Annotated in this window: 25 protein-coding genes and 1 tRNA gene; 14 read left to right on the plus strand and 12 right to left on the minus strand. The window is 64.4% G+C overall.

The annotated features are described in order from the left end of the window. The first annotated feature begins 354 nt into the window (after positions 1-354). From ABDW49_RS00005 to ABDW49_RS00015, 3 genes are all read left to right on the plus strand, one after another. Entirely contained in the window at positions 355-1,356 is a 1,002-nt protein-coding gene (locus tag ABDW49_RS00005; RefSeq protein WP_343608723.1) for a glycosyltransferase, read from the plus strand. A gap of 187 nt (positions 1,357-1,543) precedes the next feature. Then, positions 1,544-2,482 (plus strand): retroviral-like aspartic protease family protein, encoded by a 939-nt coding sequence (locus tag ABDW49_RS00010; RefSeq protein WP_343608725.1) that lies wholly within the window; start codon positions 1,544-1,546, stop codon positions 2,480-2,482. 107 nt (positions 2,483-2,589) lie between these two features. Beyond that, positions 2,590-4,416 (plus strand): ABC transporter ATP-binding protein/permease, encoded by a 1,827-nt coding sequence (locus ABDW49_RS00015; protein WP_343608727.1) that lies wholly within the window; start codon positions 2,590-2,592, stop codon positions 4,414-4,416. Positions 4,417-4,521: 105 nt separating this feature from the next. Here ABDW49_RS00015 and ABDW49_RS00020 read toward each other — a convergent pair whose 3' ends face one another. The 5 genes from ABDW49_RS00020 to bamE all read right to left on the minus strand — a co-directional run bounded on the left by ABDW49_RS00020 (position 4,522) and on the right by bamE (position 8,505). Further along, the gene (locus ABDW49_RS00020; protein ID WP_343608728.1) at positions 4,522-5,319 is read right to left on the minus strand and encodes a TorF family putative porin; all 798 of its coding nucleotides are present in this window, start codon (positions 5,317-5,319) and stop codon (positions 4,522-4,524) included. A 216-nt stretch (positions 5,320-5,535) separates the two neighbouring features. Next, on the minus strand, positions 5,536-5,727 hold the full coding sequence (locus ABDW49_RS00025) for a DUF1737 domain-containing protein (RefSeq protein ID WP_343608730.1): 192 nt from the start codon (positions 5,725-5,727) through the stop codon (positions 5,536-5,538). Between the two features lie 312 nt (positions 5,728-6,039). Beyond that, a complete protein-coding gene (gene hslU / locus ABDW49_RS00030; protein ID WP_343608732.1) occupies positions 6,040-7,341 on the minus strand; it encodes an ATP-dependent protease ATPase subunit HslU in 1,302 nt (433 codons plus the stop codon). A gap of 6 nt (positions 7,342-7,347) precedes the next feature. Continuing rightward, positions 7,348-7,908 (minus strand): ATP-dependent protease subunit HslV, encoded by a 561-nt coding sequence (hslV, locus tag ABDW49_RS00035; RefSeq protein ID WP_343608733.1) that lies wholly within the window; start codon positions 7,906-7,908, stop codon positions 7,348-7,350. Positions 7,909-7,965: 57 nt separating this feature from the next. Further along, positions 7,966-8,505 carry an outer membrane protein assembly factor BamE gene (gene bamE, locus ABDW49_RS00040; RefSeq protein ID WP_343608734.1) on the minus strand — a complete coding sequence of 180 codons (540 nt, stop codon included), beginning with the start codon at positions 8,503-8,505 and terminating at the stop codon, positions 7,966-7,968. 171 nt (positions 8,506-8,676) lie between these two features. Between bamE and ABDW49_RS00045 the strand changes: the two genes are divergently transcribed. Both ABDW49_RS00045 and ABDW49_RS00050 read left to right on the plus strand, forming a co-directional pair. Continuing rightward, complete coding sequence (locus ABDW49_RS00045) at positions 8,677-9,210, plus strand: ubiquinol-cytochrome C chaperone family protein (protein WP_343608736.1); 534 nt, start codon at positions 8,677-8,679, stop codon at positions 9,208-9,210. Continuing rightward, positions 9,207-9,734 carry a DUF177 domain-containing protein gene (locus ABDW49_RS00050; RefSeq protein WP_343608737.1) on the plus strand — a complete coding sequence of 176 codons (528 nt, stop codon included), beginning with the start codon at positions 9,207-9,209 and terminating at the stop codon, positions 9,732-9,734. The genes ABDW49_RS00045 and ABDW49_RS00050 overlap by 4 nt, the downstream gene beginning before the upstream one ends. Positions 9,735-9,810: 76 nt before the next feature. Here the strand turns inward: ABDW49_RS00050 and ssb are convergent, their stop codons facing one another. The 5 genes from ssb to ABDW49_RS00075 form a co-directional block, all read right to left on the minus strand. Further along, positions 9,811-10,419: a single-stranded DNA-binding protein gene (ssb, locus tag ABDW49_RS00055; protein ID WP_343608739.1), complete on the minus strand. Its 609-nt coding sequence runs from the start codon at positions 10,417-10,419 to the stop codon at positions 9,811-9,813. 144 nt (positions 10,420-10,563) lie between these two features. Next, the gene (locus ABDW49_RS00060) at positions 10,564-12,465 is read right to left on the minus strand and encodes a ferrous iron transporter B (protein WP_343614070.1); all 1,902 of its coding nucleotides are present in this window, start codon (positions 12,463-12,465) and stop codon (positions 10,564-10,566) included. A 12-nt stretch (positions 12,466-12,477) separates the two neighbouring features. Further along, positions 12,478-12,744, minus strand: a complete 267-nt coding sequence (locus ABDW49_RS00065; protein WP_343608740.1) for a FeoA family protein — start codon at positions 12,742-12,744, stop codon at positions 12,478-12,480. Between the two features lie 83 nt (positions 12,745-12,827). Next, complete coding sequence (locus tag ABDW49_RS00070; protein WP_343608741.1) at positions 12,828-13,493, minus strand: COQ9 family protein; 666 nt, start codon at positions 13,491-13,493, stop codon at positions 12,828-12,830. Then, complete coding sequence (locus ABDW49_RS00075) at positions 13,493-14,095, minus strand: ankyrin repeat domain-containing protein (RefSeq protein ID WP_343608743.1); 603 nt, start codon at positions 14,093-14,095, stop codon at positions 13,493-13,495. The genes ABDW49_RS00070 and ABDW49_RS00075 overlap by 1 nt, the downstream gene beginning before the upstream one ends. A 215-nt stretch (positions 14,096-14,310) precedes the next feature. Between ABDW49_RS00075 and ABDW49_RS00080 the strand changes: the two genes are divergently transcribed. The 6 genes from ABDW49_RS00080 to ABDW49_RS00105 are packed head-to-tail and all read left to right on the plus strand — an operon-like array spanning position 14,311 to position 18,192. Then, a complete protein-coding gene (locus ABDW49_RS00080; protein WP_343608745.1) occupies positions 14,311-14,868 on the plus strand; it encodes an SCO family protein in 558 nt (185 codons plus the stop codon). Further along, the gene (locus tag ABDW49_RS00085; protein WP_343608747.1) at positions 14,856-15,344 is read left to right on the plus strand and encodes a YcgN family cysteine cluster protein; all 489 of its coding nucleotides are present in this window, start codon (positions 14,856-14,858) and stop codon (positions 15,342-15,344) included. The genes ABDW49_RS00080 and ABDW49_RS00085 overlap by 13 nt, the downstream gene beginning before the upstream one ends. Next, positions 15,328-16,086 (plus strand): SprT family zinc-dependent metalloprotease, encoded by a 759-nt coding sequence (locus ABDW49_RS00090; RefSeq protein ID WP_343608749.1) that lies wholly within the window; start codon positions 15,328-15,330, stop codon positions 16,084-16,086. The genes ABDW49_RS00085 and ABDW49_RS00090 overlap by 17 nt, the downstream gene beginning before the upstream one ends. Before the next feature lie 56 nt (positions 16,087-16,142). After that, the gene (locus tag ABDW49_RS00095; RefSeq protein ID WP_343608751.1) at positions 16,143-16,598 is read left to right on the plus strand and encodes a hypothetical protein; all 456 of its coding nucleotides are present in this window, start codon (positions 16,143-16,145) and stop codon (positions 16,596-16,598) included. Continuing rightward, on the plus strand, positions 16,595-17,590 hold the full coding sequence (gene ribD, locus ABDW49_RS00100) for a bifunctional diaminohydroxyphosphoribosylaminopyrimidine deaminase/5-amino-6-(5-phosphoribosylamino)uracil reductase RibD (protein WP_343608752.1): 996 nt from the start codon (positions 16,595-16,597) through the stop codon (positions 17,588-17,590). The genes ABDW49_RS00095 and ribD overlap by 4 nt, the downstream gene beginning before the upstream one ends. Further along, on the plus strand, positions 17,575-18,192 hold the full coding sequence (locus ABDW49_RS00105; protein WP_343608754.1) for a riboflavin synthase: 618 nt from the start codon (positions 17,575-17,577) through the stop codon (positions 18,190-18,192). The genes ribD and ABDW49_RS00105 overlap by 16 nt, the downstream gene beginning before the upstream one ends. Positions 18,193-18,452: 260 nt before the next feature. Here the strand turns inward: ABDW49_RS00105 and ABDW49_RS00110 are convergent, their stop codons facing one another. After that, positions 18,453-19,631 (minus strand): amino acid aminotransferase, encoded by a 1,179-nt coding sequence (locus ABDW49_RS00110; RefSeq protein ID WP_343608756.1) that lies wholly within the window; start codon positions 19,629-19,631, stop codon positions 18,453-18,455. Between the two features lie 117 nt (positions 19,632-19,748). Further along, on the minus strand, positions 19,749-20,552 hold the full coding sequence (locus ABDW49_RS00115) for a DUF1134 domain-containing protein (RefSeq protein WP_343608758.1): 804 nt from the start codon (positions 20,550-20,552) through the stop codon (positions 19,749-19,751). Between the two features lie 54 nt (positions 20,553-20,606). Here ABDW49_RS00115 and ABDW49_RS00120 point away from each other — a divergent pair, with 54 nt between their 5' ends. The 3 genes from ABDW49_RS00120 (at position 20,607) to ABDW49_RS00130 (ending at position 22,339) form a co-directional block, all read left to right on the plus strand. Next, positions 20,607-20,912, plus strand: a complete 306-nt coding sequence (locus tag ABDW49_RS00120) for a hypothetical protein (protein WP_343608760.1) — start codon at positions 20,607-20,609, stop codon at positions 20,910-20,912. Beyond that, positions 20,874-20,965 (plus strand) — tRNA-Ser (locus ABDW49_RS00125). The genes ABDW49_RS00120 and ABDW49_RS00125 overlap by 39 nt, the downstream gene beginning before the upstream one ends. A 258-nt stretch (positions 20,966-21,223) precedes the next feature. Next, complete coding sequence (locus ABDW49_RS00130) at positions 21,224-22,339, plus strand: Fic/DOC family N-terminal domain-containing protein (protein WP_343608762.1); 1,116 nt, start codon at positions 21,224-21,226, stop codon at positions 22,337-22,339. The last annotated feature ends 61 nt before the right edge of the window (positions 22,340-22,400 follow it).

Below are 22,400 nucleotides of genomic sequence, written 5' to 3' on the forward strand. Positions count from 1 at the left end.
AAACCATCGAGAAAAGCGACCCCCAACCGGCCTGAGCCAGTGATCGATCACCTTATCTGTTTGGCGACTAAAGCGAGCTAAATCAGCGTTTCAGCGTCAGCACCGCTTCGGTGGAGCGGCATATATGGGGGGTATTCGAGTCGGTCAACCGCATTTTTGCAATTTTGTTGCGCTACCGCATAAATCACTGATTATCTGTCATATTTAAACAAAACCCACCCCAAAACCCCCTTTTCCCCTTTCCGCACAGCACCCAACCACCCCATAGTGACCACACGCTTTCTTTACCCGCTCGACCTATCCCATCTCCTCGCAGAACGTCTGCAAAAGCAGGCTCTCACGGACGCAATCTCGATGAACAACGCTCCCATACCAGCCATCAGCGTCGCCATGAGCGTCTATAACGCAGAGCAATTCCTGCCCTCCGCCATCAACAGCATCCTCACTCAAAACTTCTCCGACTTCGAATTGCTGATTCTCGACGACGGGTCGAACGACGGCTCACGCGCGATCATCGAAGATTATGCCGCCCGCGATTCCCGCATCCGCCCGATCTTCCGCGCCAACAAGGGGCTGATCGTCAGCCTCAACCAGCTCCTGGCCGAAGCCCGCGCCCCGATCATCGCCCGCATGGATGCCGATGACATCTCGCTGCCCGAACGCTTCGCCCGGCAATATGCCTTCCTGCAGGAGAACCCCGATTACGGCGTGGTCGGCTGCTGGACCGACGAGATGGACGAGCATGGCTCTCCATGGCCGCTGTGCATGAATGTCCACCCCCTCACCCATGAGGCCTTCCTTCAGGCCATCGATGCCGACGAGCCGCTGCTGTGCCACCCCGCCGTGATGTACCGTCGCGATGTGGTCCTCTCGGTCGGCGGCTATCATGCCGCCTTCAAGCATTGTGAGGATCTCGACCTCTGGCTGCGCCTGGCCTCGGTCACGCACATCGGCAATCTGCCAGAGCGGCTGATCCGCTATCGCCATTATGCCGGACAGGTCTCCAGCCGCCACGCGACTCAGCAAGGGCTGGGCGCGGCCATCGCCAAGCTGGCCTATCACGCGCGCAAGGAGGGCCGCCCCGATCCGACCGAGCATCTCGACCAGCTCCCCCCGCTGGACCAGCTTGACGCCATGTTCGGCGGCACAGGGCTGGAGCAGGCCGTGCGCGCCAAGGTCGCCCATGGCGTGCTCTATTCCATCCCCAGCCTGCGCGGCGAAGGTTTTGACCTGCTGCTGCGCCATATCGCCGATGGCGGCGATCGTACGGGCATGTGGCGCACCGTGCTGCGGCTGATCCGCTTCGGCTCGCCATGGCGCGCCGCCAGACTCGCACTGGCGCTGATCACCTCCTGACCCCCTGACACATCGTCGAAGCAGCTCTGCGACCGGCGGAAAAGCGCCGCCTGGCATGCTGCAACCGTCCCACCGCGGCACAGTGCTGACTGGCCGACCTGCGTCAAACACACCATGGCCAAACGCCGCAAAATCCTGTATCCTTCCAACCAGGCGGTAATCAGCCGCTACATAGGAGAGGATAGCCATGGGCACGCTTTCAGCCGCCCTGGCGTTGGGCATCGCATCCCTGGCAAGCACCGCGGCAAGTTACGCCGTCGCGGGAGATCTACCTGCGCGTGCCGACGTCACGCAACCGGGCCTGGCATCACAGACCCCCACCACCAGCGAGAGCATCACGCTGGCCAGCGATCGTTTCGATCGCATGACCATGCCGATCACCATCGCAGGCCACGGCACCTTCGATTTCCTGATCGACACAGGCGCGCAACGCTCGGTGCTGTCGAGCGGATTGGCCATGCGCCTTGGCATGGCGGCAGGCGATCCGCTGCGGGTGACAGGGCTTGCCGGAACGCGATCGGTCGGCACCGTGCAGCTCGCCGGCATGCAGTTGGGCAAACGCGCCATCGAAACGATCGAGGTGCCGGTCTTTCCTGACAACACCATGGACACGCAGGGCATCGTCGGGATCGACGGGCTGAAGAACCAGCGCGTGCTGCTCGACTTCCGGGGCAAGCGCATGTCGATCGAGGATTCGGCCAAGCCGCAAGCGGGCGATGGCTATGAGATCGTCGTCTCGGCGCGTCGCAAGGGTGGGCAACTGGTGATGAGCCACGCCATGGTCGATGGCGTCGATACCGACATCATCATCGACACCGGTGCTGATGCCGCCGTGGGCAACCGCGCGCTGCAGCATGCGCTGTCCACGCATCCGGGCGCGGCCGTCACGCTGACCAGCGTCACCGGCCAGACCATCGCCGCCGAACTGGGCGTGGCCACCCATCTGCGCATCGGCCGCATCCAGATGAGTCAGGTGGAGATCGCTTTCGTCGATTCGCCTGCCTTCCAGGCGCTCAAGCTGACGAAGCACCCCGCCCTGCTGCTGGGCATGCGTGAGTTGCGCGGCTTCGGGCGGGTGGCGATCGACTTCCCGCAACGCAAGGTCCTGTTCGATGTCGATGGCTAGCGCATGAGCTGAAGACACGAACGCCAAGGGAGCCTTGTGGCAGAAACCCCGGCCTTCGCAGGTGGCCGGGGTTTTTGTTTGCCCCTTGCGCCCCTACATGGAGCCCTATGCCGCCAGAAACACCCACCTCCTCCGCCCCGATTCGCCATGATGGCTGGGCAACCCTGCGCCGCTTCATGCCCTATCTGTGGCCGCGCGATCAGCCGGGGCTGCGCCTGCGCATCCTTGGCGCCTGCGCGATGATTCTGGCGGCCAAGGCGATCACCCTCGCCTTGCCTTATGCCTATAAGCAGGCGGTCGATCTGATGACCCGCCCGGCGCAGGGCCCCAACGCCTTCACCGCCGCCTTCGTACTGGTGATGGCCTATGCGCTGGGCCGCTTCGCCAGCACCGGCTTCGACAATCTGCGCAACATCATCTTTGAGCGCGTCGGGCAGGAGGCCACCCGCGCCCTGGCCGAGGATGTGTTCCAGCGGCTGCACAATCTCTCGCTGCGCTTCCACCTCGCCCGCCGCACCGGCGAAGTGACCAAGGTGATCGAACGCGGCACCAAGAGCATCGACAACATGCTCTATTTCCTGCTGTTCAACATCGCCCCCACGGTGCTGGAGCTGGCGGCGGTGGCTTTGATCTTCTACCTGCATTTCGGATGGGGGCTGGTGCTCTCCACCGCGCTGGCGATCGCGGCCTATGTGGTGGCCACGCGCTGGATCACCGAATGGCGCACCCATCTGCGCGCCACGATGAACCGGCTCGACGGGCAGGCGCTGGCCCGCGCCGTCGATTCGCTGCTGAATTACGAGACGGTGAAATACTTCGGCGCCGAACAGCGCGAGCTGCAGCGCTATGGCCAGTCTGCCCGCGCCTATGCCCGCGCGGCGGTGGCTTCGGAGAACTCGCTGGGGCTGCTCAACATCGTGCAGGGGGCGATCATCAACCTGCTGATGGCTGGCGCCATGGGCTATACGGTGTGGGGCTGGGCGCATGGCCGCTTCACCGTGGGCGACATGGTTTTCGTCAACACCTATCTGGTGCAGCTCTTCCGCCCGCTCGACATGCTGGGGATGGTCTATCGCACCATCCGTCAGGGGCTGATCGACATGTCGAGCATGTTCGCCCTGATCGACACGCCCGTCGAGGTGGCCGATGCCCCCGGCGCCCCCGCCCTGCTGGTGCAGCGCCCCGGCGTGGTCTTCGACAATGTGGTCTTCGGCTATGAGCGGGACCGCACCATCCTGCACGGCCTCTCCTTCGAGGTGCCCGCCGGGCAGCATATCGCGCTGGTCGGCCCCTCGGGCGCGGGCAAGAGCACCATCGCCCGGCTGATCTTCCGCTTCTATGACCCATGGTCGGGCCGCATCCTGATCGACGGGCAGGATATTGCGCAGGTGACCCAAGCCTCGCTGCGCGCCCATCTGGGGATCGTGCCGCAGGATTCGGTGCTGTTCAACGACACGCTGGGCTACAACATCGCCTATGGCCGCGACGGCGCCAGCGAGGCCGAGATTCACGAAGCCGCCCGCGCCGCCGCACTGATGCCGCTGATCGACCGCCTGCCCAAGCGCTTCGACACCGAAGTGGGCGAACGCGGCCTGAAACTCTCGGGCGGCGAGAAGCAGCGCGTCGCCATCGCCCGCACCTTGCTGAAGAACCCGCCGATCCTGCTGCTGGACGAAGCCACCAGCGCACTCGACACCCGCACCGAGCAGGAGATCCTCTCCACCCTGCGCGATCTTTCGGCCAAGCGAACCAGCCTCTCGATCGCGCACCGCCTCTCGACCATTGCCGATGCCGACCGCATCTTCGTGCTGGCCGAGGGCCGCATGGTGGAAAGCGGCACCCACACCCAGCTTCTGCGCCACGATGGACTCTATGCCGAAATGTGGTCGCGTCAGGCCCATGAGATGGAACAGCTCAACCAGGCCGCAGAATAAGAAAATGGCCGGAAAGCTGGGAGACTTTCCGGCCCTAATTGTTTTTACGGCGTCATGTTTTCAAGGCGCCATGTTTCACGTGAAGCATGACGCGTTAATGCGTCATCAGAAGCTCGCAGTCAGCGACAGCACCGCCACCGACTTGGCCGCGCGGAAGGTCTGATCCGGATTGGGGGTGCCCGTCTGATCGGTCAGCGGCGCCTTGAAAGCATCCGACTTGCCGATGTTGGTGCCCACAGCCGAGAGATCCAGCGTCAGGTTCTTCCACTTGTAGGAGACGCCCGCCGTGTAATCGAGATATTCCTTCACATAGTTGAAGCCGCCGCCGGTGTGGCCGATATGGGCGTGCACGGTGATCGGCGTCTTGGGCACCGCGAGGCCCAGCTCGAAATACTCATACATGTTGTATTTCGTGGCGGTGTTCCAATAGGTGAAGTAGCTCTGCTTGGGCGCCCAGTTCAGGCCAGCCTTGGCCGTGATCGGACCATAGGCCTTGGTCAGCGAGCCATAGAGCTCGTAATATTCGTTCAGATCGTTGCCGGGATAAAGATAGCCGTACAGGCCGCCGTCGAAGGTCAGGCCGGTCTTGCCGATGGCATGGGTGTAGCCGCCGTAAACGTCGATCTCGCTGCCGCCGATGTTCACGGTCGAATTGCCCGCAGTGGCGCCCGAAGCCCAGGTCGCGACATAGAAGCCAGACTTGTGGCTCAGCGTGATCGAGGCCTGACCCGTCGCCTTGTTGTCCGACTGCGAAATACCACGGAAGCGGTACTGCGAAACGATCGCCGCGCTGCCCGTTACAGTGAAATCAGGAGTAGGCGCCGGAGCATCGTCAGCAAAAGCGACATTGCTGGCAAAAGCCACAGCCAAAGCCGCAGCGGCACAAGCAAACTTGATCTTCATAAGGAGCCCTTTTCCGTTTTTATGAATTGGGTTCCATCCTGCGCATCCGGCGCCGGCTCTCCCTTTTTTCGGGAGCCGTTCTTCCGGATGCCCAAGAGCTATCAGTCCAGTTTGCAGCGCACAACAGCCTCCGTGGCCGACCCGCCATATTCGAATGTTACTGTGCCATTTCCGCAACGCAACATTATGTTGCTGTGCGAGGTCGCGACATATAATTTACATAGTATCCGGCCAGACCACGGCCTGCGCGACCTTGGCATAGCTGCCCTCCACATCCCAGGTGATCGCTGGAGAGCCGTAAAGCTGCCATCCCTGCGCCAGAGCTTCAGACACGCGCTCGCAAAAGGCGTGGTCGTCCTTGCCGGTCAGCAGGCGGTACACGGGCTTGCCATCGGGTGGAGTGGACATGGCGATAGGCTCCTTCGGGTTGTTTGGGCATCCAGTCCTAGCGATTCAGCAGCAAGGGGGAAGAGAAGATGCGAGGGGGTTACCCCCTCGCGCTCCCAGAACGTCTTCCGACGCATGGGCAGAGGCACACGATCGTGGTGCGTGAACTCTCCACCAGCGCAATGAAAAGGCGCCGCAGGCAGGAAGCCCCGGCGCCCTCTATCGTTTTACAGCCTGCGGCGCAGCGACCTTAGCTTTGTGGCCGAACCCGATGCGCAACGCAGACACTCATGGGAGCGCGAGGGTGTAACACCCTCGCACTTTCCCTTTTCTTCAAAGGATATACTTCGACAGATCGGTATCCCGCGCCAGCCCTTCCAGCTTCTCGCTGACATAGGCCTCATCGATCACGATGGTTTCCCCGCGACGATCCTCGGCCTCGAAGGACAGTTCCTCCAGCAGCTTTTCCATCACCGTCTGCAGACGGCGGGCGCCGATGTTCTCCACCGCCTCGTTCACCTGAGCGGCGATGCGGGCGATGGCGCGGACGGCCTCGGGGGTGAAATCCAGCGAGACCTGCTCGGTGCCCATCAGGGCGCGATACTGCGCCACCAGATTCGCCCGCGTTTCCGAAAGGATGCGCACGAAGTCATCTTCCGACAGCGCCTTCAGCTCGACGCGAATCGGCAGACGGCCCTGAAGCTCGGGCAGCATGTCGCTGGGCTTGGCGACATGGAAGGCACCGCTGGCGATGAACAGTACATGGTCGGTCTTCATCGGCCCGTATTTGGTGGCGATGGTGGTGCCCTCGATCAGCGGCAGCAGATCGCGCTGCACGCCTTCCCGGCTCACCGAACCGCCGCGCACATCGCTGACCGCGATCTTGTCGATCTCGTCGATGAAGACGATGCCGTTGCTCTCGGCATTGGCCAGAGCCACGCGGGCAACGTCATCCTGATCCATGCGCTTCTCGGCTTCCTCGTCGAGCAGCTTTTCCCAGGCATCGCCAACGCGCATCTTGCGGCGCTTGGTGGGCTTCTGGCCCAGCGCCTTGCCCATCATGTCCGACAGGTTGATCATGCCGATGCCGCCGCCCATGCCGGGGATCTCCATCGGGGCGGCGGGGGAATCCTCCACCTCGATCTCGACCTCGACATCGGCCATCGCGCCTTCCTCGATGCGCTGGCGGAAGCTTTCGCGGGTCGCCTCGCTGGCATTGTCGCCCACCAGCACTTTCAGCAGGCGCTCCATGGCGGCCTTGGCGGCGGTTTCGCGCACAGCCTCGCGGCGGCGCGCCTTTTCGAGGCGAATCGCTTCCTCGGCCAGATCGCGGCCGATCTGCTCGACATCGCGCCCGACATAGCCGACTTCGGTGAACTTGGTGGCTTCCACCTTCACGAAGGGCGCATCGGCCAGCCGCGCCAGACGGCGGCTGATTTCGGTCTTGCCGCAACCCGTGGGCCCGATCATCAGAATGTTCTTGGGGGAGACCTCATCGCGCAGATCGGCGGCGAGATGCTGGCGGCGCCAGCGGTTGCGCAGGGCCACGGCCACAGCGCGCTTGGCGTCCTGCTGGCCGATGATGTGCTCGTCCAGCGCGCGGACGATCATCTTGGGAGTCAGACTGTCATTCATGTCGGTTCAACCAATCGCTTCGACCGTCACGCGGTCATTGGTGAAGACGCAGATCTCGGCGGCCACGGCCATGGCGCGGCGGGCGATCTTTTCGGCATCTTCCTCGTAATCGGAGACAGCGCGCGCGGCGGCCAGAGCGTAATTGCCGCCCGAGCCGATGGCGGTGATGCCGCCCTCGGGCTCCAGCACATCGCCATTGCCGGTGAGCACCAGCATGGTTTCCTCATCCGCGACGATCATCAGCGCTTCGAGGTTGCGCAGATATTTGTCGGTGCGCCAGTCCTTGGCGAGTTCGACAGCAGCGCGCATCAACTGGCCGCGATGCGCTTCCAGCTTGCGTTCAAGGCGTTCGAAGAGGGTGAAGGCGTCGGCGGTGGCGCCCGCGAAACCGGCAATGACCTTGCCATCGCCAATCCGCCGCACCTTGCGCGCATTGGGCTTCATCACCGTGTTGCCCATCGACACCTGTCCATCGCCCGCGATGACGGTCTTGCCGCCCTTCTTCACGCCGACGATGGTGGTGCCATGCCACTGGATCAGCCCGTGGCCAGCTTTCGTGTTATCCATGAAGAGGCATATGGTGGCCCGTCCGCAATTGTCCAGACCACCGATGCCTCAAGAACGTCAGGTGCCGCCGGTGTTGCTGCCGGGCGCGCCACCGCCGCCCATGCCGGTGCCCACGGTGCCGATGTTGCCGAACAGATCCTCGAAGAAGCTGCGCTTCTTGCCCAGGGTCGGGGTGAAGCTGCCATCGGGATTGAGCCGCACGACCTTCTCGGTGCCGGCACGATCGAGGCGGGCGACATTGCCCTGAGGGTCGAAGCTGACGCGCAACACGGTCTCGGCGGTCGGACGCGGGCGGTGGAAAGCGGTCTGCTTGGTGTCGATCGACACGTAATACCAGGCTTCCTTGCCATATTGCGACACGAAGGTCGGGCGGCCCAGCGTATGCTCGACCGACTGGCGGTTATCGATTCCCACCATCACCGAATCGACCAGCGCCGTATCCACCAGATAGCCGCGATGATCCTTGATCGCGGTGCAACCGCCTGCCAGCAGGCTCAGCGCCGCGGCGCCCATCATCAGTCCCACCGTCTTGACCCGCATCACCGTCTTCTGCTCCAACTGTCCCCGACTGGCCAGGGCAGCGCCATCGCTCCCCATTGCCAGCGCCCGGATCGATCCTGTAGGCAGGGCCAGCCTTAGGCGCCCTTGCCCCATATCGCAATGGCGCTTCGCGCGAAGCCATTGAACCGGCGCTGAACAGGCGCCGCGCGCAAGGCCCAGCGCCAAGGCGTTCCGGCATCATGCCGCTCAACGACAGGAACCGCCGCCATGCAACCTGAGGCCCGCACATCGCTTCTTTCCCGCCTGCTGGGCCCCCGCGCGGATGACCATGCCGCCGTGCGCCCGCTGTGGCATGCGCTGGTGGGCACCGCACGCGAGAAGGCCTGGTATGCCGACCTCGGCGTGGCCGATACGCTGCCGGGCCGCTTCGACGCGATCACGCTGGTGCTCAGCCTCGCCCTGCTGCGGATGGAGCATGAGGAGCCGCTCAAGGGCCCTTCGGTGCTGCTGACCGAGCTGTTCGTCACCGATATGGACGGCCAGCTTCGCGAGACCGGCGTGGGCGACATGGTGGTGGGCAAGCATATCGGCCGCTTGATGAGCGTGCTGGGCGGCCGCCTGGGGGCCTATCGCAGCGCCCTGCAGGAAGGCGATGACACCGCGCTGGCGCAGGCGCTGGCCCGCAACATGACCATGATTGAGGGCGCGGATACGGCAGGCCTTGCCGCTGCCGTGCGCGCCCTGTTCCAGCGGCTGGAGAGCAAACCTGCCTCCGCCCTGCTGGCAGGAGAGATTGAATGACCCCCGAATTTACCCGCATCATCGATATCCGCCATCTGGAGGCCAAGCCAGTCACCATCACCGCCAGTGCGGAGGAGGCCAAGGCGCTGGCCAAGCGCTTCCTGCTGGTGGCGGTGAATGAGCTTGAGGCCACCGTCACCCTCACCCGTGATGGGCCGGTGGTGAATGCCAAGGGCCGCCTCAAGGCCGATTTCGTGCAAAGCTGCGCCGTCTCGGGCGAGGATCTGCCGATGAAGGTCGATGAGGCGCTGGAGTTCCGCTTCGTCCCCGCCACCAGCATCGAGACCGAAGACCTCTCCGCCGATCAGGAGATCGAGATCACCAGCGACGATTGCGACGAGATCGAATACACCGGCGAACGCTTCGATCTGGGCGAGGCCGTGGCGCAGAGTCTGGGTCTGGCCATCGATCCCTTCGCCACCGGCCCTCAGGCCAATCGTGTGAGGCAGGAATCGGGCTTGCTGGGTGAGGACAAGACCGGGCCTTTCGCGGCACTGGCCGCGCTGAAAAACCCTAAAAGCTGAAAAACCCCAGACGCTGATACGAAAACGCCCCGCAGAACCAACTGCGGGGCGTTTTTCTGTATCGTGACGATCCGGCTCAGAACGGAATGTCGTCGTCCAGATCCTCGGCATAGCCGCCGCCCGAACCACCGCTCGAACCGCCGCCGGTGCGGCCCCAGTCGCTGCCGCCGCTTCCCGAACCGCCGCCAGAGCCGCCGCCCGAGGTCCGGCCCCAGTCGCCACCGCCCGAGGAACCGCCCGAGCGCGCGCCGCCGCCCGAACCGCCACCCCAGTCACCGCCGCCCGAACGCTGGCCACCGCCACCGCCCATGCCGCCGCCGCCAGCGCCGCCACCGGGCGCGCCATCCAGCATGGTCAGCACGCCGCCGACGCCCACCGAGATCTCGGTGGTGTAACGGTCATTGCCGCTCTGGTCCTGCCACTTGCGGGTGCGCAGGCTGCCCTCGATGTAGATCTTGGAACCCTTGCGCAGAAAACGCTCGGCCACGCCGACCAGACCGTCGGACTGGAGCACAACCTGATGCCACTCGGTGCGCTCCTTGCGCTCACCGGTGTTCTTGTCCTTCCAGTTTTCCGAGGTGGCGATGCGCAGATTGGCGATGCGCCCGCCGTTCTGGAACGACTTCACTTCCGGGTCGGCACCAAGGTTGCCGACCAGAATGACCTTGTTGACGCTGCCTGCCATCTCTTCCTCTTGCGCGTGACGGGAGCGGCTTCAGACCTGAGGCGAGCACGCTCCGAAAACAGATTGGGCACAAGGGTAGTCTCCGCCCGGCCTTTCGCCAAGCGGTGAAAGGTCACTTATGCACGATACGGCAGGCGATCCGCCTCAAAGCCCGAAGGCCAGCGCCGTCCAATAGGTGATGCCCGCGAAGACATAGGCCAACGCGAAGAGGTAGCCCAGCATGAAGCTGGGCCATTTCCAGCCATTGGTTTCCCGGCGCGTGACAGCGATGGTCGACATGCACTGCGGCGCGAAGACGAACCATGCCAGAAAGGCCAGCGCGGTGGGCAGCGGCCAGTTCTTTTTGAGCTGCGCGGACAGAGCCTCGTCGGTGTTGGCCTCGTCGCCGCTGGAAACGGCATAGGTGGTCGCCAGCGAGGAGACCGCCACCTCGCGCGCCGCCATCGAGGGGATCAGCGCCAGAGCGATATCGCGGTTGAAGCCGATGGGTTTGACCACCACCGCCAGCCCATTGGCGATATGCCCCGCGAAAGAGGCATCGACCTGATCCTTGCCCGGCTCGGCGCGGGGAAAGTTGAGCAGCAGCCACAGGATCACCGCCACCTGGAAGATGATCGTGCCCGCACGGCGCAGGAAGATCCAGGCGCGCTGGAACAGGCCCAAGGCCAGATCGCGCGCGCGCGGCATCTGGTACTTGGGCATCTCCATGATAAAGCCGCTGGCTTGGCCCTTGGTGATCGTGCCGCGCAGCAGCAGCGCCACCACCATCGCCCCGACGATCCCCGCGACATAAAGCGCAAACAGCACCAGCCCCTGCAGGCCGATGATCCCGCCCGGCCCCATCGGCGTGTTGGGGATCACCGCCGCGATGATCACGCCATAGACCGGCAGACGCGCCGAGCAGGTCATCAGCGGAGCGATGAGGATGGTGGTGAGGCGATCCTTGGGATCGGTGATGCTGCGCGTCGCCATGATCCCCGGCACGGCGCAGGCAAAGGATGACAGCAGCGGAATAAAGCTGCGACCCGACAGGCCCACGCCCGCCATCAGCCGGTCCATCAGGAAGGCGGCGCGCGCCATATAGCCCGAAGCCTCAAGGCTGAGGATGAAGAAGAACAGGATGATGATCTGCGGCAGGAACACCACCACCGCGCCCACGCCCTTGAGCGCGCCATCGGTGATAAAGTCGCGCAGCAACCCGGCGGGCATCTCGGCCTTCACAAAACCGACGATGAGATCGACCACGCTCTGCAAACCGTCCTGAAACGGCTTGGCCCAGGAGAACACCGCCTGAAACACCACAAAGAGCAGCGCGAACAGGATCACCGGGCCCAGCCAGGGATGCAGCAGCACCTGATCCAGCCGCGAATGCAGGCGATGCTTGGCGCTTTCGGAAATGATGGCGGCACCGGCGATGGCATGGGCCTCCATCCGGCGCTCAGCCATATCGAGATGGGCGCGGGGATGCACCGGGCTGTTGCCGACGCGCGCATGCGCCTCGGCGATGGCCTCGGCCAGTTCGGTGAGGCCCCGGCGACGCACCGCCACGGTGGGGATCACCGGCACGCCCAGCGCCTGTGCCAGAGCGGCAGGATCGAGCGTCAGCCCGTCGCGCTCGGCCAGATCGATCATGTTGAGCGCCACCACGCAGGGGCGGCCCAGCGCGATCACCTCCTGAGCGAAGACCAGATGCTGCTCCAGATTGCTGGCATCGAGCACGACGATCAGCACATCGGGCGCGGCCTCTCCGGCCAGTTCGCCCAGAATGACGCGGCGGGTGACCTCCTCATCGGGGCTGGTAGCGTTCAGCCCATAGGAGCCGGGCAGATCGGTCAGTTCGATGGTCTCGCCCGTCGGCAGCGGCAGGCGACCCGCCTTGCGCTCCACGGTGACGCCGGGATAGTTGGCGATCTTCTGCCGCGCGCCGGTCAGCGCGTTGAACAGCGCACTCTTGCCCGCATTGGGGTTGCCGACCAGCGCGGCGCGCTGAAGGCGAACGGCAGGGCGGGCAGTGTCCACGGGATCGATCGTCGCGTCGGGCGTCATCGTGGCCATGGCTCAGATCGCCTCAACCGTCATGGCTTTGGCATGGACCCGGCGCAAGGCCACCGTCATGCGCCCGACCATGATGGCCAGAGGATCGCGCCCGGCCCAGACTCCGCGATGCGCCACGGTGATGCGCGCGCCCACATCGATGCCCAGCGCCCGCAGGCGCTGCGCCTCTTCCGCCACCAGCGCCGCCCAGTCGACAGCCACGATGCGGGCCGGCGTTTCCAGCGGCAGATTGTCCAACGTGACAGGCGGCAGAGTCGTGACGGCATCCATGCTTTCCGCGCTGCCAGAAGTCAGAGCGGATTGCAACTGGCTCGCAATAACACCATGGCCTTAATAATGTTTAAGGCCGCCCCTCAGGGCGCGGGATAACGCAGGCGGCCCAGCAGGCGCACCAGGCTGAAATGCTCACGATCCGCGCGGAACAGTTGGGCCTTGGCCTTTTCGAACCGCATGATGCCGTCGATCCGGCGATCGAGGAAGGCCAAGGTCTCGGCCTTGCCCTCGCTATGGTCATCCACCCACACCGCCAGAGTCGCGGCATAGACGCCCCACAGCGTGGCGCGCTTGGTGTAATGGTTGATGTCCACCGCCGTATCGCCCGCCAGACGCCACATGGCATCGGCACTGCGCCAGCCCAGCTTGGCAGCCGCCGCCAGATGGCGCGGCCCGGCCATGATCGAGAGCGCGCGGCGCAGCGCTTCCTCGCGCCCCGCCTGTGCCTCGAGGCGGAAGGCGACCAGCGCGCGGATCCGCGCGCGGATCTTCATCGTCGCCAGCACCTCGGGCGGCAGCGCCTGCGCCATCGCCACATCGACCGAGGCGGCCAGCGCCTCGATCATCGCCATCGGTCCTTCGCCAAAGGCATAGGCCGCGACATCGCCGTTCACGCCAAGCTGCTGGGCGGCAGCGCGCACCGCCACCTCGCTCCAGCCGTCGAAGGTGGCGGCATCGGCGATGGCGGGGGCCAGCAGCAGCCGCAGATCGTCGAGCGGCAGGTCAGATTTGGCGGTAGCGCTCATCACAGGCTGGGGCCGTAAGACGAACGCCCGCCATTGGCCTTGGTCTTGGCGTTGGTGTTGATTTCGTTGGTCAGATTGCCCGAACGATCCTCGATCTTGGCATAGTCGCGCGCGGTGCGGCCCGCGCTGTCCGAACGGTCAGGGTTGGCACCGGCCTTCAGCAGCAGGCGCACCATGGCCACATCGCGGCGATGCACCGCCGAGATCAGCGGGGTTTCGCCGGTCGCATTGCTCTCGTCAGGGCGCGCGCCGGAATTGAGCAGCAGTTCCATGCCTTCGCCATAACCGATGTTGGCGGCGGTCACCAAAGGCGTCTCGCCCTTGTTGTTCTTGGCGTTCGGATCGGCACCGCGCGCCAGGAAATAGTTGATCCAGGGCGTGTCGCGCCGTGCCACCAGAATGTGCAGCGCGGTGTCGCCGGTGGAAACGTCATGGGTGTTGATGATCTGGTTGCCCGGCTCGGAGAGCGTGTTGTTCACATCGCTCATCTCATTGTTACGAACCGATTCGAGGAACTTGTAACCCTTGGAGAAATTCTGGGCCTGAGCCCCGCCTGCCACCATCGCCAGCGCCAGAGCGCCAAACAGGGCATGTCGCGCCATGCGGGCGCCCTTCTGCGAAATCCGCGACCTCATCACCTTCGTCAATCTCCTCATGCGCCGCGATGACAGCCCCCGCCTTCCAGTCGTCGCAAGCAAACAGATCAAGGCGAGCTGGCACCTTGCGCGAGAGGCTTTAGCAGAGCATGAACCGGCGCGCCATGACGAACGCCCACCCCCGACACAAGTCCGCACTCGCCCTTTTGCTGGGGGCCGCGATGCTCTCACTTGCTGCCTGCGGGCCAAGCGGAACACAGGCCGGCAAGCCACCGCTGGCCGATGCCCAGGTGGGCGGGCCTTTCACGCTGGTGGACAAGAACAACAAACAGGTGCGCTGGTCCGATTTCGACGGGCGCTATCGCATCGTCTATTTCGGCTACACCTACTGCCCCGATGCCTGCCCCACCGACATGGCGGTGATCGGCCATGCGCTGGACCAGCTTGAAAAGAGCCATCCCGCGCTCACGCCGCGCGTGGTGCCGATCTTCATCACCGTCGATCCCGAGCGCGATACACCGCAGATCGTCGGCCAGTTCGCCGCCGCCTTCTCGCCGCGCGTGGTGGGCCTGACCGGGCCGAAGGCCGAGATCGACAAGGCCGCTCAGGAATTTGCCGTCTATCACGCCCGCGGCGCCTCGACGCCGGGCGGAGGCTATCTGATCGACCACAGCCGCACCGTGCTGCTGATGGGGCCCAAGGGCGAGCCCGTCGCCATCCTGCCCGCCGACAAGGGCCCCGACTCCATGGCCGCCGAGATCGTGAAATGGGTGAAGTAAAACCCTTCTGGGAGCAGCCGCTCTCCACGCTGAAGCGTGACGAATGGGAAGCCCTGTGTGACGGCTGCGGCCAGTGCTGCCTGCACAAGGTCGAGGATGACGACACCGGCGACATCTATCACACCAATGTCGCCTGCAAGCTGCTCGACCTGCGCAGCGCGCGCTGTTCGGATTACAAAAACCGTCGCAATTTCGTGCCAGACTGCGTGCGGCTGACCCCGCGCCTGGCCCATACGCTGCCCTGGCTGCCCGACAGCTGTGCCTATCGCCTGCGCGCAGAGGATCTGCCGCTGCCCGAATGGCACTATCTGGTCTGCGGCGATCGGGATGCGGTGCATCGCGCGGGCTTTTCCGTGATCGGCAAGGCGATCAGCGAGGAGATTGCCGGGCCGCTGCACCAGCATATCATCTGGGAAGGCGAACCGATGGAGATCGAAGTGGTCGAGGATGAGGAGGATAATGGCCGGTCTGCCTGATTTCCTGCGCCACCCTTTCGGCAAAAGCGCCGAGCGGGAGGCCAATGTCCCGCCGGTGATCGAGATCGGCGGGCAGCAGATTCCCATCACCATCCGTCGTCTGGCCCAGTCCCGCCGCATGGTGATGCGCCTGGCCCCCGATGGCAGCGAGATCCGCATCTCCATGCCGCGCTGGGGCCGCACCGCCGAGGCTTTGGCCTTCGCCCGGAGCCGCGCGGTCTGGCTGGAAACGCAACTGGCGCGCCATGTTCCGCCCGCGCCGCTGGGCGATGGCTCCACCCTGCCCTTTCGCGGCGCGCTGCTGCGAGTCGATCATGTGGTTTCGGCGCCGCGCCGCCCTGCCGTGATCGAGAGCACGCTGCGCCTGGGCGGCCCCGCCGAGGGGCTCGACACCCGCATCCGCCGCTGGCTTCAGGCCGAGGCCAAGGCGCTCTTCGCTCAGGATCTGGCCTTTTACTGCGCGCGCGCCAAGGTGGCGATTCCCACCCTGGCGCTGACCAATGCGCGGTCGCGCTGGGGCAGTTGCTCGGGCAAGGGAATCATCAGGCTCAACTGGCGACTCATCATGGCGCCCGATGCCGTGCGGCGCAGCGTGGTCGCCCATGAGGTCGCCCATCTGCTGCATTTCGACCATTCGCCGCGCTTCCACGCCTGCCTCGGCAAGCTGTTCGAGGGTGACATCGAAGAGGCCAATCGCTGGTTGAAACCCCATGGGCGCGGGCTCTACGCCATCCTTGGCTGAGATTTAGGGCAAGCAAACACTGGCGCCGCGCGCGGACTCGCACTATCTGCTAGCCCATGCTGTTTTCGCGCAAGAACTCGATGTGGAAGGATGTCAGCCCCTCCGGCGCCGTGAAGGACTTTGTCACGGTGTTCCGCGATGCGGGCACGGCGCGCTGGAAAATCGCGCTGCTGGCCGCCAGTTGCACCGCCCTCACCTTCTCGATGCTGACGCGCGAGGAACATCGCGTGCCTCAGCGCCTGCCCTACATCACCTATATCACCAGTTGGCAGGATGGCCGCAGCGATGCCGAGATCAAGGCCAGCAACGTCGCCAACCAGAAGCTGAAAGAAAAGGAAAAGGCCGAGGCCGAGCGCGACGCTCAGGAAACCCGCGACCTTTACAAGGCGCTGGGCCGGGCCTCGGGCATGGATGTCGACGCCATCGAGGCCAAGGCCAAGGCTGACGATGCTGCTGCAGCCAAAGCCAAGGCCGCTGCCTGGAACACCCAGCCCGCTCCCAAGGCCAAGTGACCCCTGAAGGCGTAAAGGTTGAGGACAGGCGCTGGCTGACCGCCACGGCAAGGCTGGCCATGCGCGCGCGGCCCTTGTGCGCGCCCAACCCCGGCGTGGCCGCGCTGATCGTCAAGAATGGCCGTGTGATCGCGCGGGGCTGGACCCAGCCCGGCGGGCGCCCTCATGCCGAAGCGATCGCGCTGGCCGCAGCCGGGGAACTGGCGCGCGGCGCCACGATGTTCGTCACGCTGGAACCCTGCGCTCACATATCGGCGCGCGGCCCGGCCTGCGCCGATCTGGTCTCCGCCTCGGGGCTGGCCCGTGTGGTGGTGGGCTGCGCCGATCCCGACCCGCGCACGGCAGGCTTTGGCATGGAGCGCATCCGTGCCACCGGAATCGCCGCCGAGCTGGCCGATTCGCCTGAATCGCGCGCCAGCCTCGAAGGCTATCTGATGCAGCGGCGCCATGGCCGCCCGCATGTGACGCTGAAGCTGGCCACTTCGCTCGACGGCTGCATCGCGCTGGCCAGCGGTGAATCGCAGTGGATCACCGGGCCCGAAGCCCGCGCCCATACCCACGCGATGCGCGCCCGCGCCGATGCGATTCTGGTGGGTGGCGGTACATACCGCGCCGATACGCCGCGTCTGGATGTGCGCCTGCCCGGCCTTGAGGACCGCAGCCCCGAGCGCTGGGTGCTGACCCATGGCGCGGTCGCGGCAGGCTGGAACGCTCTGCCCTCGCCCGAGGCCATCACCGGCATGGCCCATGTGCAGAACCTCTTCATCGAGGGCGGCGCGGGTGCCGCCAGCGCCTTCCTGCGCACCAATCTGGTGGACCGCATCCTGCTTTACCGCGCCCCCATCGTCATCGGCGGCGGGCGCCCCTCCATCGGCGACATAGGCCTCACCCGCCTTGCCGATGCCCACGACCGCTGGCAGTTTTCATCGCGTCGCCAACTCGGCAAAGACACGCTCGACATTTACGAGGCAAACCCATGTTCACCGGCATAGTCACCGCCATCGGCACCATCCGCGAGGCCAAGCAGGAAGGCGACCTGACCGCCATCATCACCTGCCCCTACGATCCCGAAGGCATCGCCATCGGCGCATCGATCGCCTGCTCGGGCGTGTGCCTGACCGTGGTGGACAAGGGCGGCGTCGAAGGCGACGGCTGGTTCACCGTCAACATCTCGGGCGAGACTCTGGCCCGCTCGGTGCCCGCGCATTGGGTTGAAGGCGCAAGGCTCAACCTCGAAACCGCGCTGAAACTGGGCGACGAACTGGGCGGCCATATCGTGACCGGCCATGTCGATGGCGTGGGGTCGGTGGTCTCCATCACCCCCATCGGCGATTCGCTGCGCTTCGAGATCGCCGCGCCTCGGGATCTGGCGCCCTATATCGCCGCCAAGGGCTCGATCACGGTCAATGGCGTGTCCCTGACGGTCAATGAAGTGGTCGATCAGGCAGACGGCACCTGCCATTTCGCCTTGAACATCATCCCGCACACCGCCGCCGTGACGACCATCGGCGCGCTGGCTGTCGGGGATCAGGTGAATCTGGAGATCGATGTTTTGGCCCGGTATCTCAAGCGGATGCAGGCCTTGAAGGGGTAAAGGGAGAAGATGCGAGGGGGTTACCCCCTCGCGCTCCCATGACTTGTCAGCGTGGGCGCTAAAGGTTCAGCCGCAGAGCGACCTCGCCGCGCCGCAGGCCTTTAAACGCGAAAAAGGCGCCGGGGCATTCCTGCCTGCGGCGCCTTTTCTGTGCTGGTGGAGAGTTCCCGCACCACGATGCGGAACCACTGCCTTATCGCCGGAAGACGTTACCGGGGGTGCAGGGGGCGTAACGCCCCCTGCTTTCCTCCCTTAAGTTCTTAGGCAGTCACATCCGCAACCGCAGCGATGAACTTGTCGATGTTGCCCATCGTCAGCCCCGCCACGTTGATGCGGCCCGAGCCGGCCATATAGACGCCGTGCTTTTCGCGCATCGCCAGCACCTGCTCGCCATTCAGCGGAACGATCGAGAACAGGCCGTTCTGCGTGCCGAAGGGGGTGAAATCCACCGAGCCCTGCGTGCCCGCACCGCCCAGCTTGGCGCGGACTTCGCTCATGCGCGCGCGCATCACGTCCAGCTCGTTCAGCCACGAGGCGGTCAGTGCCTCGTCCTCAAGGATCAGGCGTACCACCGCGCCGCCGTGATCGGGCGGCATCGACCAGTTGGCGCGGGCCAGCGCGGAGCCGTTCGACAGGATCGCGCCGATCTGGTCAGCCTGAGCCGCCAGCGCATAGAGCGCGCCAACGCGGTCGCGGTAGTAGCCGAAGTTCTTGTCGCAGCTATAGGCGATCAGCGCTTCGGGCACGGCGGCCAGCACGGTGCGGATGCCATAGGCGTCCTCTTCCATGCCCTGACCAAGGCCCTGATAGGCCAGATCGAGGATGGGGAGGATGCCCTTGGCCTTGATCAGGCCAGCGATCTCGTCCCATTCGGCATTAGTGTAGTCGATGCCGGTGGGGTTGTGGCAGCAGCCATGCAGCATGATGGCATCGGTCGGCTCGGCGGCGGCGATGGCGTCGCGCAGGGCCTGCATGTCGGCAACGCCAGTCTTGGTGGCGTGGTTGTAGCCCTTGATCTCGACACCGACGTCGGCGGCGATCTGGGCGTGGTTGGGCCAGCTCGGCGTGCCCATCCAGATGCGCTTGATGCCGGCCTTCTTGGCCAGCGCCACGGCGAGGCGCACCGCACCGGTGCCGCCGGGGGCCTGCATGCCGTCAATCCGGCCGCCCATGCTGGGATCGTTCTTGCCGAAGATGTAGGGCATCAGGGCATGGACGAAGCCCATGTCGCCCTCGGGGCCGAGGTAGGCTTTGGAGTCCTGAATCTCCAGCAGCTTTTTCTCGGCGGCCTTCACCGCCTCGAACACGGGCGTGGCGCCGGTGTCGGTGCGGTAGACGCCCACGCCCAGGTCAATCTTGTCCTGGCGGGGGTCCGCATTATGGAGCTTGATCAGCGCCAGAAGCGCGTCGGCGGGCTGTTGCTGGAGGTTCGTAAGCATGCGCGCGCCCTTAGCCTCGGGGGGCGAAAGGGGCAAGCCTGAAGGCTCACCCCCGCGCAAGTTTCTCTCAATTCGTGACCTTAACAGCGCAATCTTGTTCCAGCGCCGATGTAAGCCTCAGAAAGGCAACCAGGTCTGCTTTGGCGTGAACTTCATATAGCCGCCGTTGACGCCCAGCCGCAGGCCAACGCCCATGCGCACCGGGATCAGCACCACATCGCCACGGCGCAGGTAGGAGACGTGGAAGCCGCCCACCAAATAGGCCTGCCCCTCGCCCGCGCCATAGCGGTGGAAGAGGTCGTCGGTGTTGTTGAGGTTGTAGACCAGCACGAAGGTCTTGCCCGCACTGGCCCCGGCATCGAAGCCGATCGAGGGCCCGGCCCAATAGACGGGACGCTCACCCTCGATCTTGTGATAGAGCGTGCCCGAGCCATAGCGCAGACCGGCCACGAAGGCGCCGCCCGCCTCGCGCCCGACGATGTAGCCGTTGGGCTCGCCCTGCTTTTTCAGGATGCCGCGGATGATTTCGGCAAGGCCCTTGGCGCCGGTGCCGAAAACGCCGGTGGCCGCGCCGATCAGATCGTCCTCGTGATAGGTGCCGCCGGGGGTCTGCGGCCCAGTGGGATTGGCGGGCGGCATGGCCTGACCGGGCGCCTGCGGCGCCGGAGCATAGGGCGCGCCCGAACTGGCCGCAGCGTTGGGCGAGGCATTGTTGTAGGTGGGGCTGGTATAGCCGCCCTGATTATAGCCGCCTTGCGGCGACGGGCTGGCAGGCGGCAGAGGCTGCTGGGCCTGCGTGTCATCCTGACCGGGCCTGACCAGATCGGAATCGATCCCCTGCTGCGAGGATTGCGCCATCACCGGGCCGCTCACCAGGCTCAGTGCGACCACTCCGGCCACCAGCGCGACAGAGCGCTTCATCTTTCGCACATTCAGCACCATTGCATCCCATCCGTTTCCTGCATGGCAAGAGCCATGATGCTTGCCCGATCCGCAGGCAAGGCCTGTAACTATGCCGCATCGCAGATGATCCCGCCATTCGGGAAGACCACCCATCCACCCGCTTCGGCAGGCGGAGTCGCTGATGCGACCAATCGAAGCGTGACCGATAGCACCGGCTTGATGAACGCCAAGCTGAACGAGGGGCAAGCCGCGCAACACGGAAAAGTTGAAAGAAAAGCCTTACCCCCTCTTGCCGAGGTGAAAAGGCATGGTTATAGCGCCCCCTCGCCGCTGCGATCCGGAGACGTGGGTGAGTGGCTGAAACCAACGGTTTGCTAAACCGTCGTGCTGAGAATTCGGCACCGAGGGTTCGAATCCCTCCGTCTCCGCCATCGCGGGTTGAAATATAAGCATTTTATTTCAACCCGCTGTTCGGTTCCCCTAATAGTCCCCTTAAAGGGTTGACGGCTGGGAACGGACGCAGGCGGATGATGGCGATCATCGACCTCAATCTTCACAGCCACCAATCCAGCAGCCTACCCTGTCAGGCGCGTGCATCCGCAACTCTATCCCCATGGCCTGATAGCCGACGACTTGCCGAATGACGACGCAGGCGGCTAAACCGCGCCTAACACAGGGAGTCTCATTGCGTGCCGGTCCATTACCATACAGGTAGCTTCCCTCCGGCAGAGCTTGATCTTGCAGCCCTCTTTCCGCTCGTCGGCCCCGCTAACGCAGCAGTCGCCCGTTACGAGGGTGTGCTGGCAGGTATTCCCAATCCCAATGTCCTTCTGTCACCGCTGACCTCGCGGGAAGCCGTGCTGTCCAGCAAGATCGAAGGAACGCAGGTCACCCTGGGCGAAGTGCTGGAATTTGAGGCGCAAGGCCACCTGTTTGACGAAAGCACGCCAAAGAAGGCCGATGCCCGCGAGGTTTTGAATTACCGGGCCGCACTCCATGAAGCGACCAACCTCATGGCCGAACTCCCCCTGTCCCAGCGCTTGATCAAAGCAACGCATAGGGTTTTGATGAATGGCGTCCGGGGCAGAAATAAAGACCCTGGGGAGTACCGCCGTATCCCCAACTGGATCGGCCCGGAAGGCTGCACCGTTGAGCAAGCCAGATTCGTTCCGCCGGGTGCCGATGCTTTGGACGGCTGCATGTCGGCTTGGGAGGCCTATATCCACGCCGATGCGCCAGATCGCCTGGTCCAGTTGGCAATCGTCCATGCTGAGTTTGAAGCCATTCACCCCTTCCTGGATGGAAACGGCAGGCTTGGCCGCCTGGTCATTCCGCTGTTCCTGTTTTCGCATGGGCTGCTGTCCCGCCCCAACTTCTATCTATCAGAGTACCTAGAAGCCAACCGGGACGAATATTATGACCGTTTGCTGAGCGTTTCCCGTGATGGCGATTGGACCGGCTGGGTACGCTTTTTCCTTCAGGGGATCATTGCCCAGGCAGACGTGAACACACGCAAGGCCTTGGCCATCCTGCGGTTGCATGAGGAAAAGCGCGATTGGGTCGCGGAAGTTACCCATTCTCAGTATGCAGTGCGCGCACTGGATTGGATCTTTCAGCGCCCGATCTTCAAAACGCCAGACTTCATTGAGTCAGCGCAGATCCCAGGAGCCACAGCTCGCTCGATCATTCGCGTTCTGCGAGATCAAGGGATGCTCACGGAATTGGTTGCAGCCTCAGGTCGGGCACCTGCCACCCTGGCGTTTTCCGAACTGCTCAACATCGCGGAAGGCCGCACCGCATTTTGATGATCGTGGAATCACATCTACGAGTTTGATGTAAGCGAAACGCTTACTCACGATCAACAAA

Source organism: Novosphingobium sp. (assembly GCF_039595395.1).
Lineage (GTDB): Bacteria > Pseudomonadota > Alphaproteobacteria > Sphingomonadales > Sphingomonadaceae > Novosphingobium.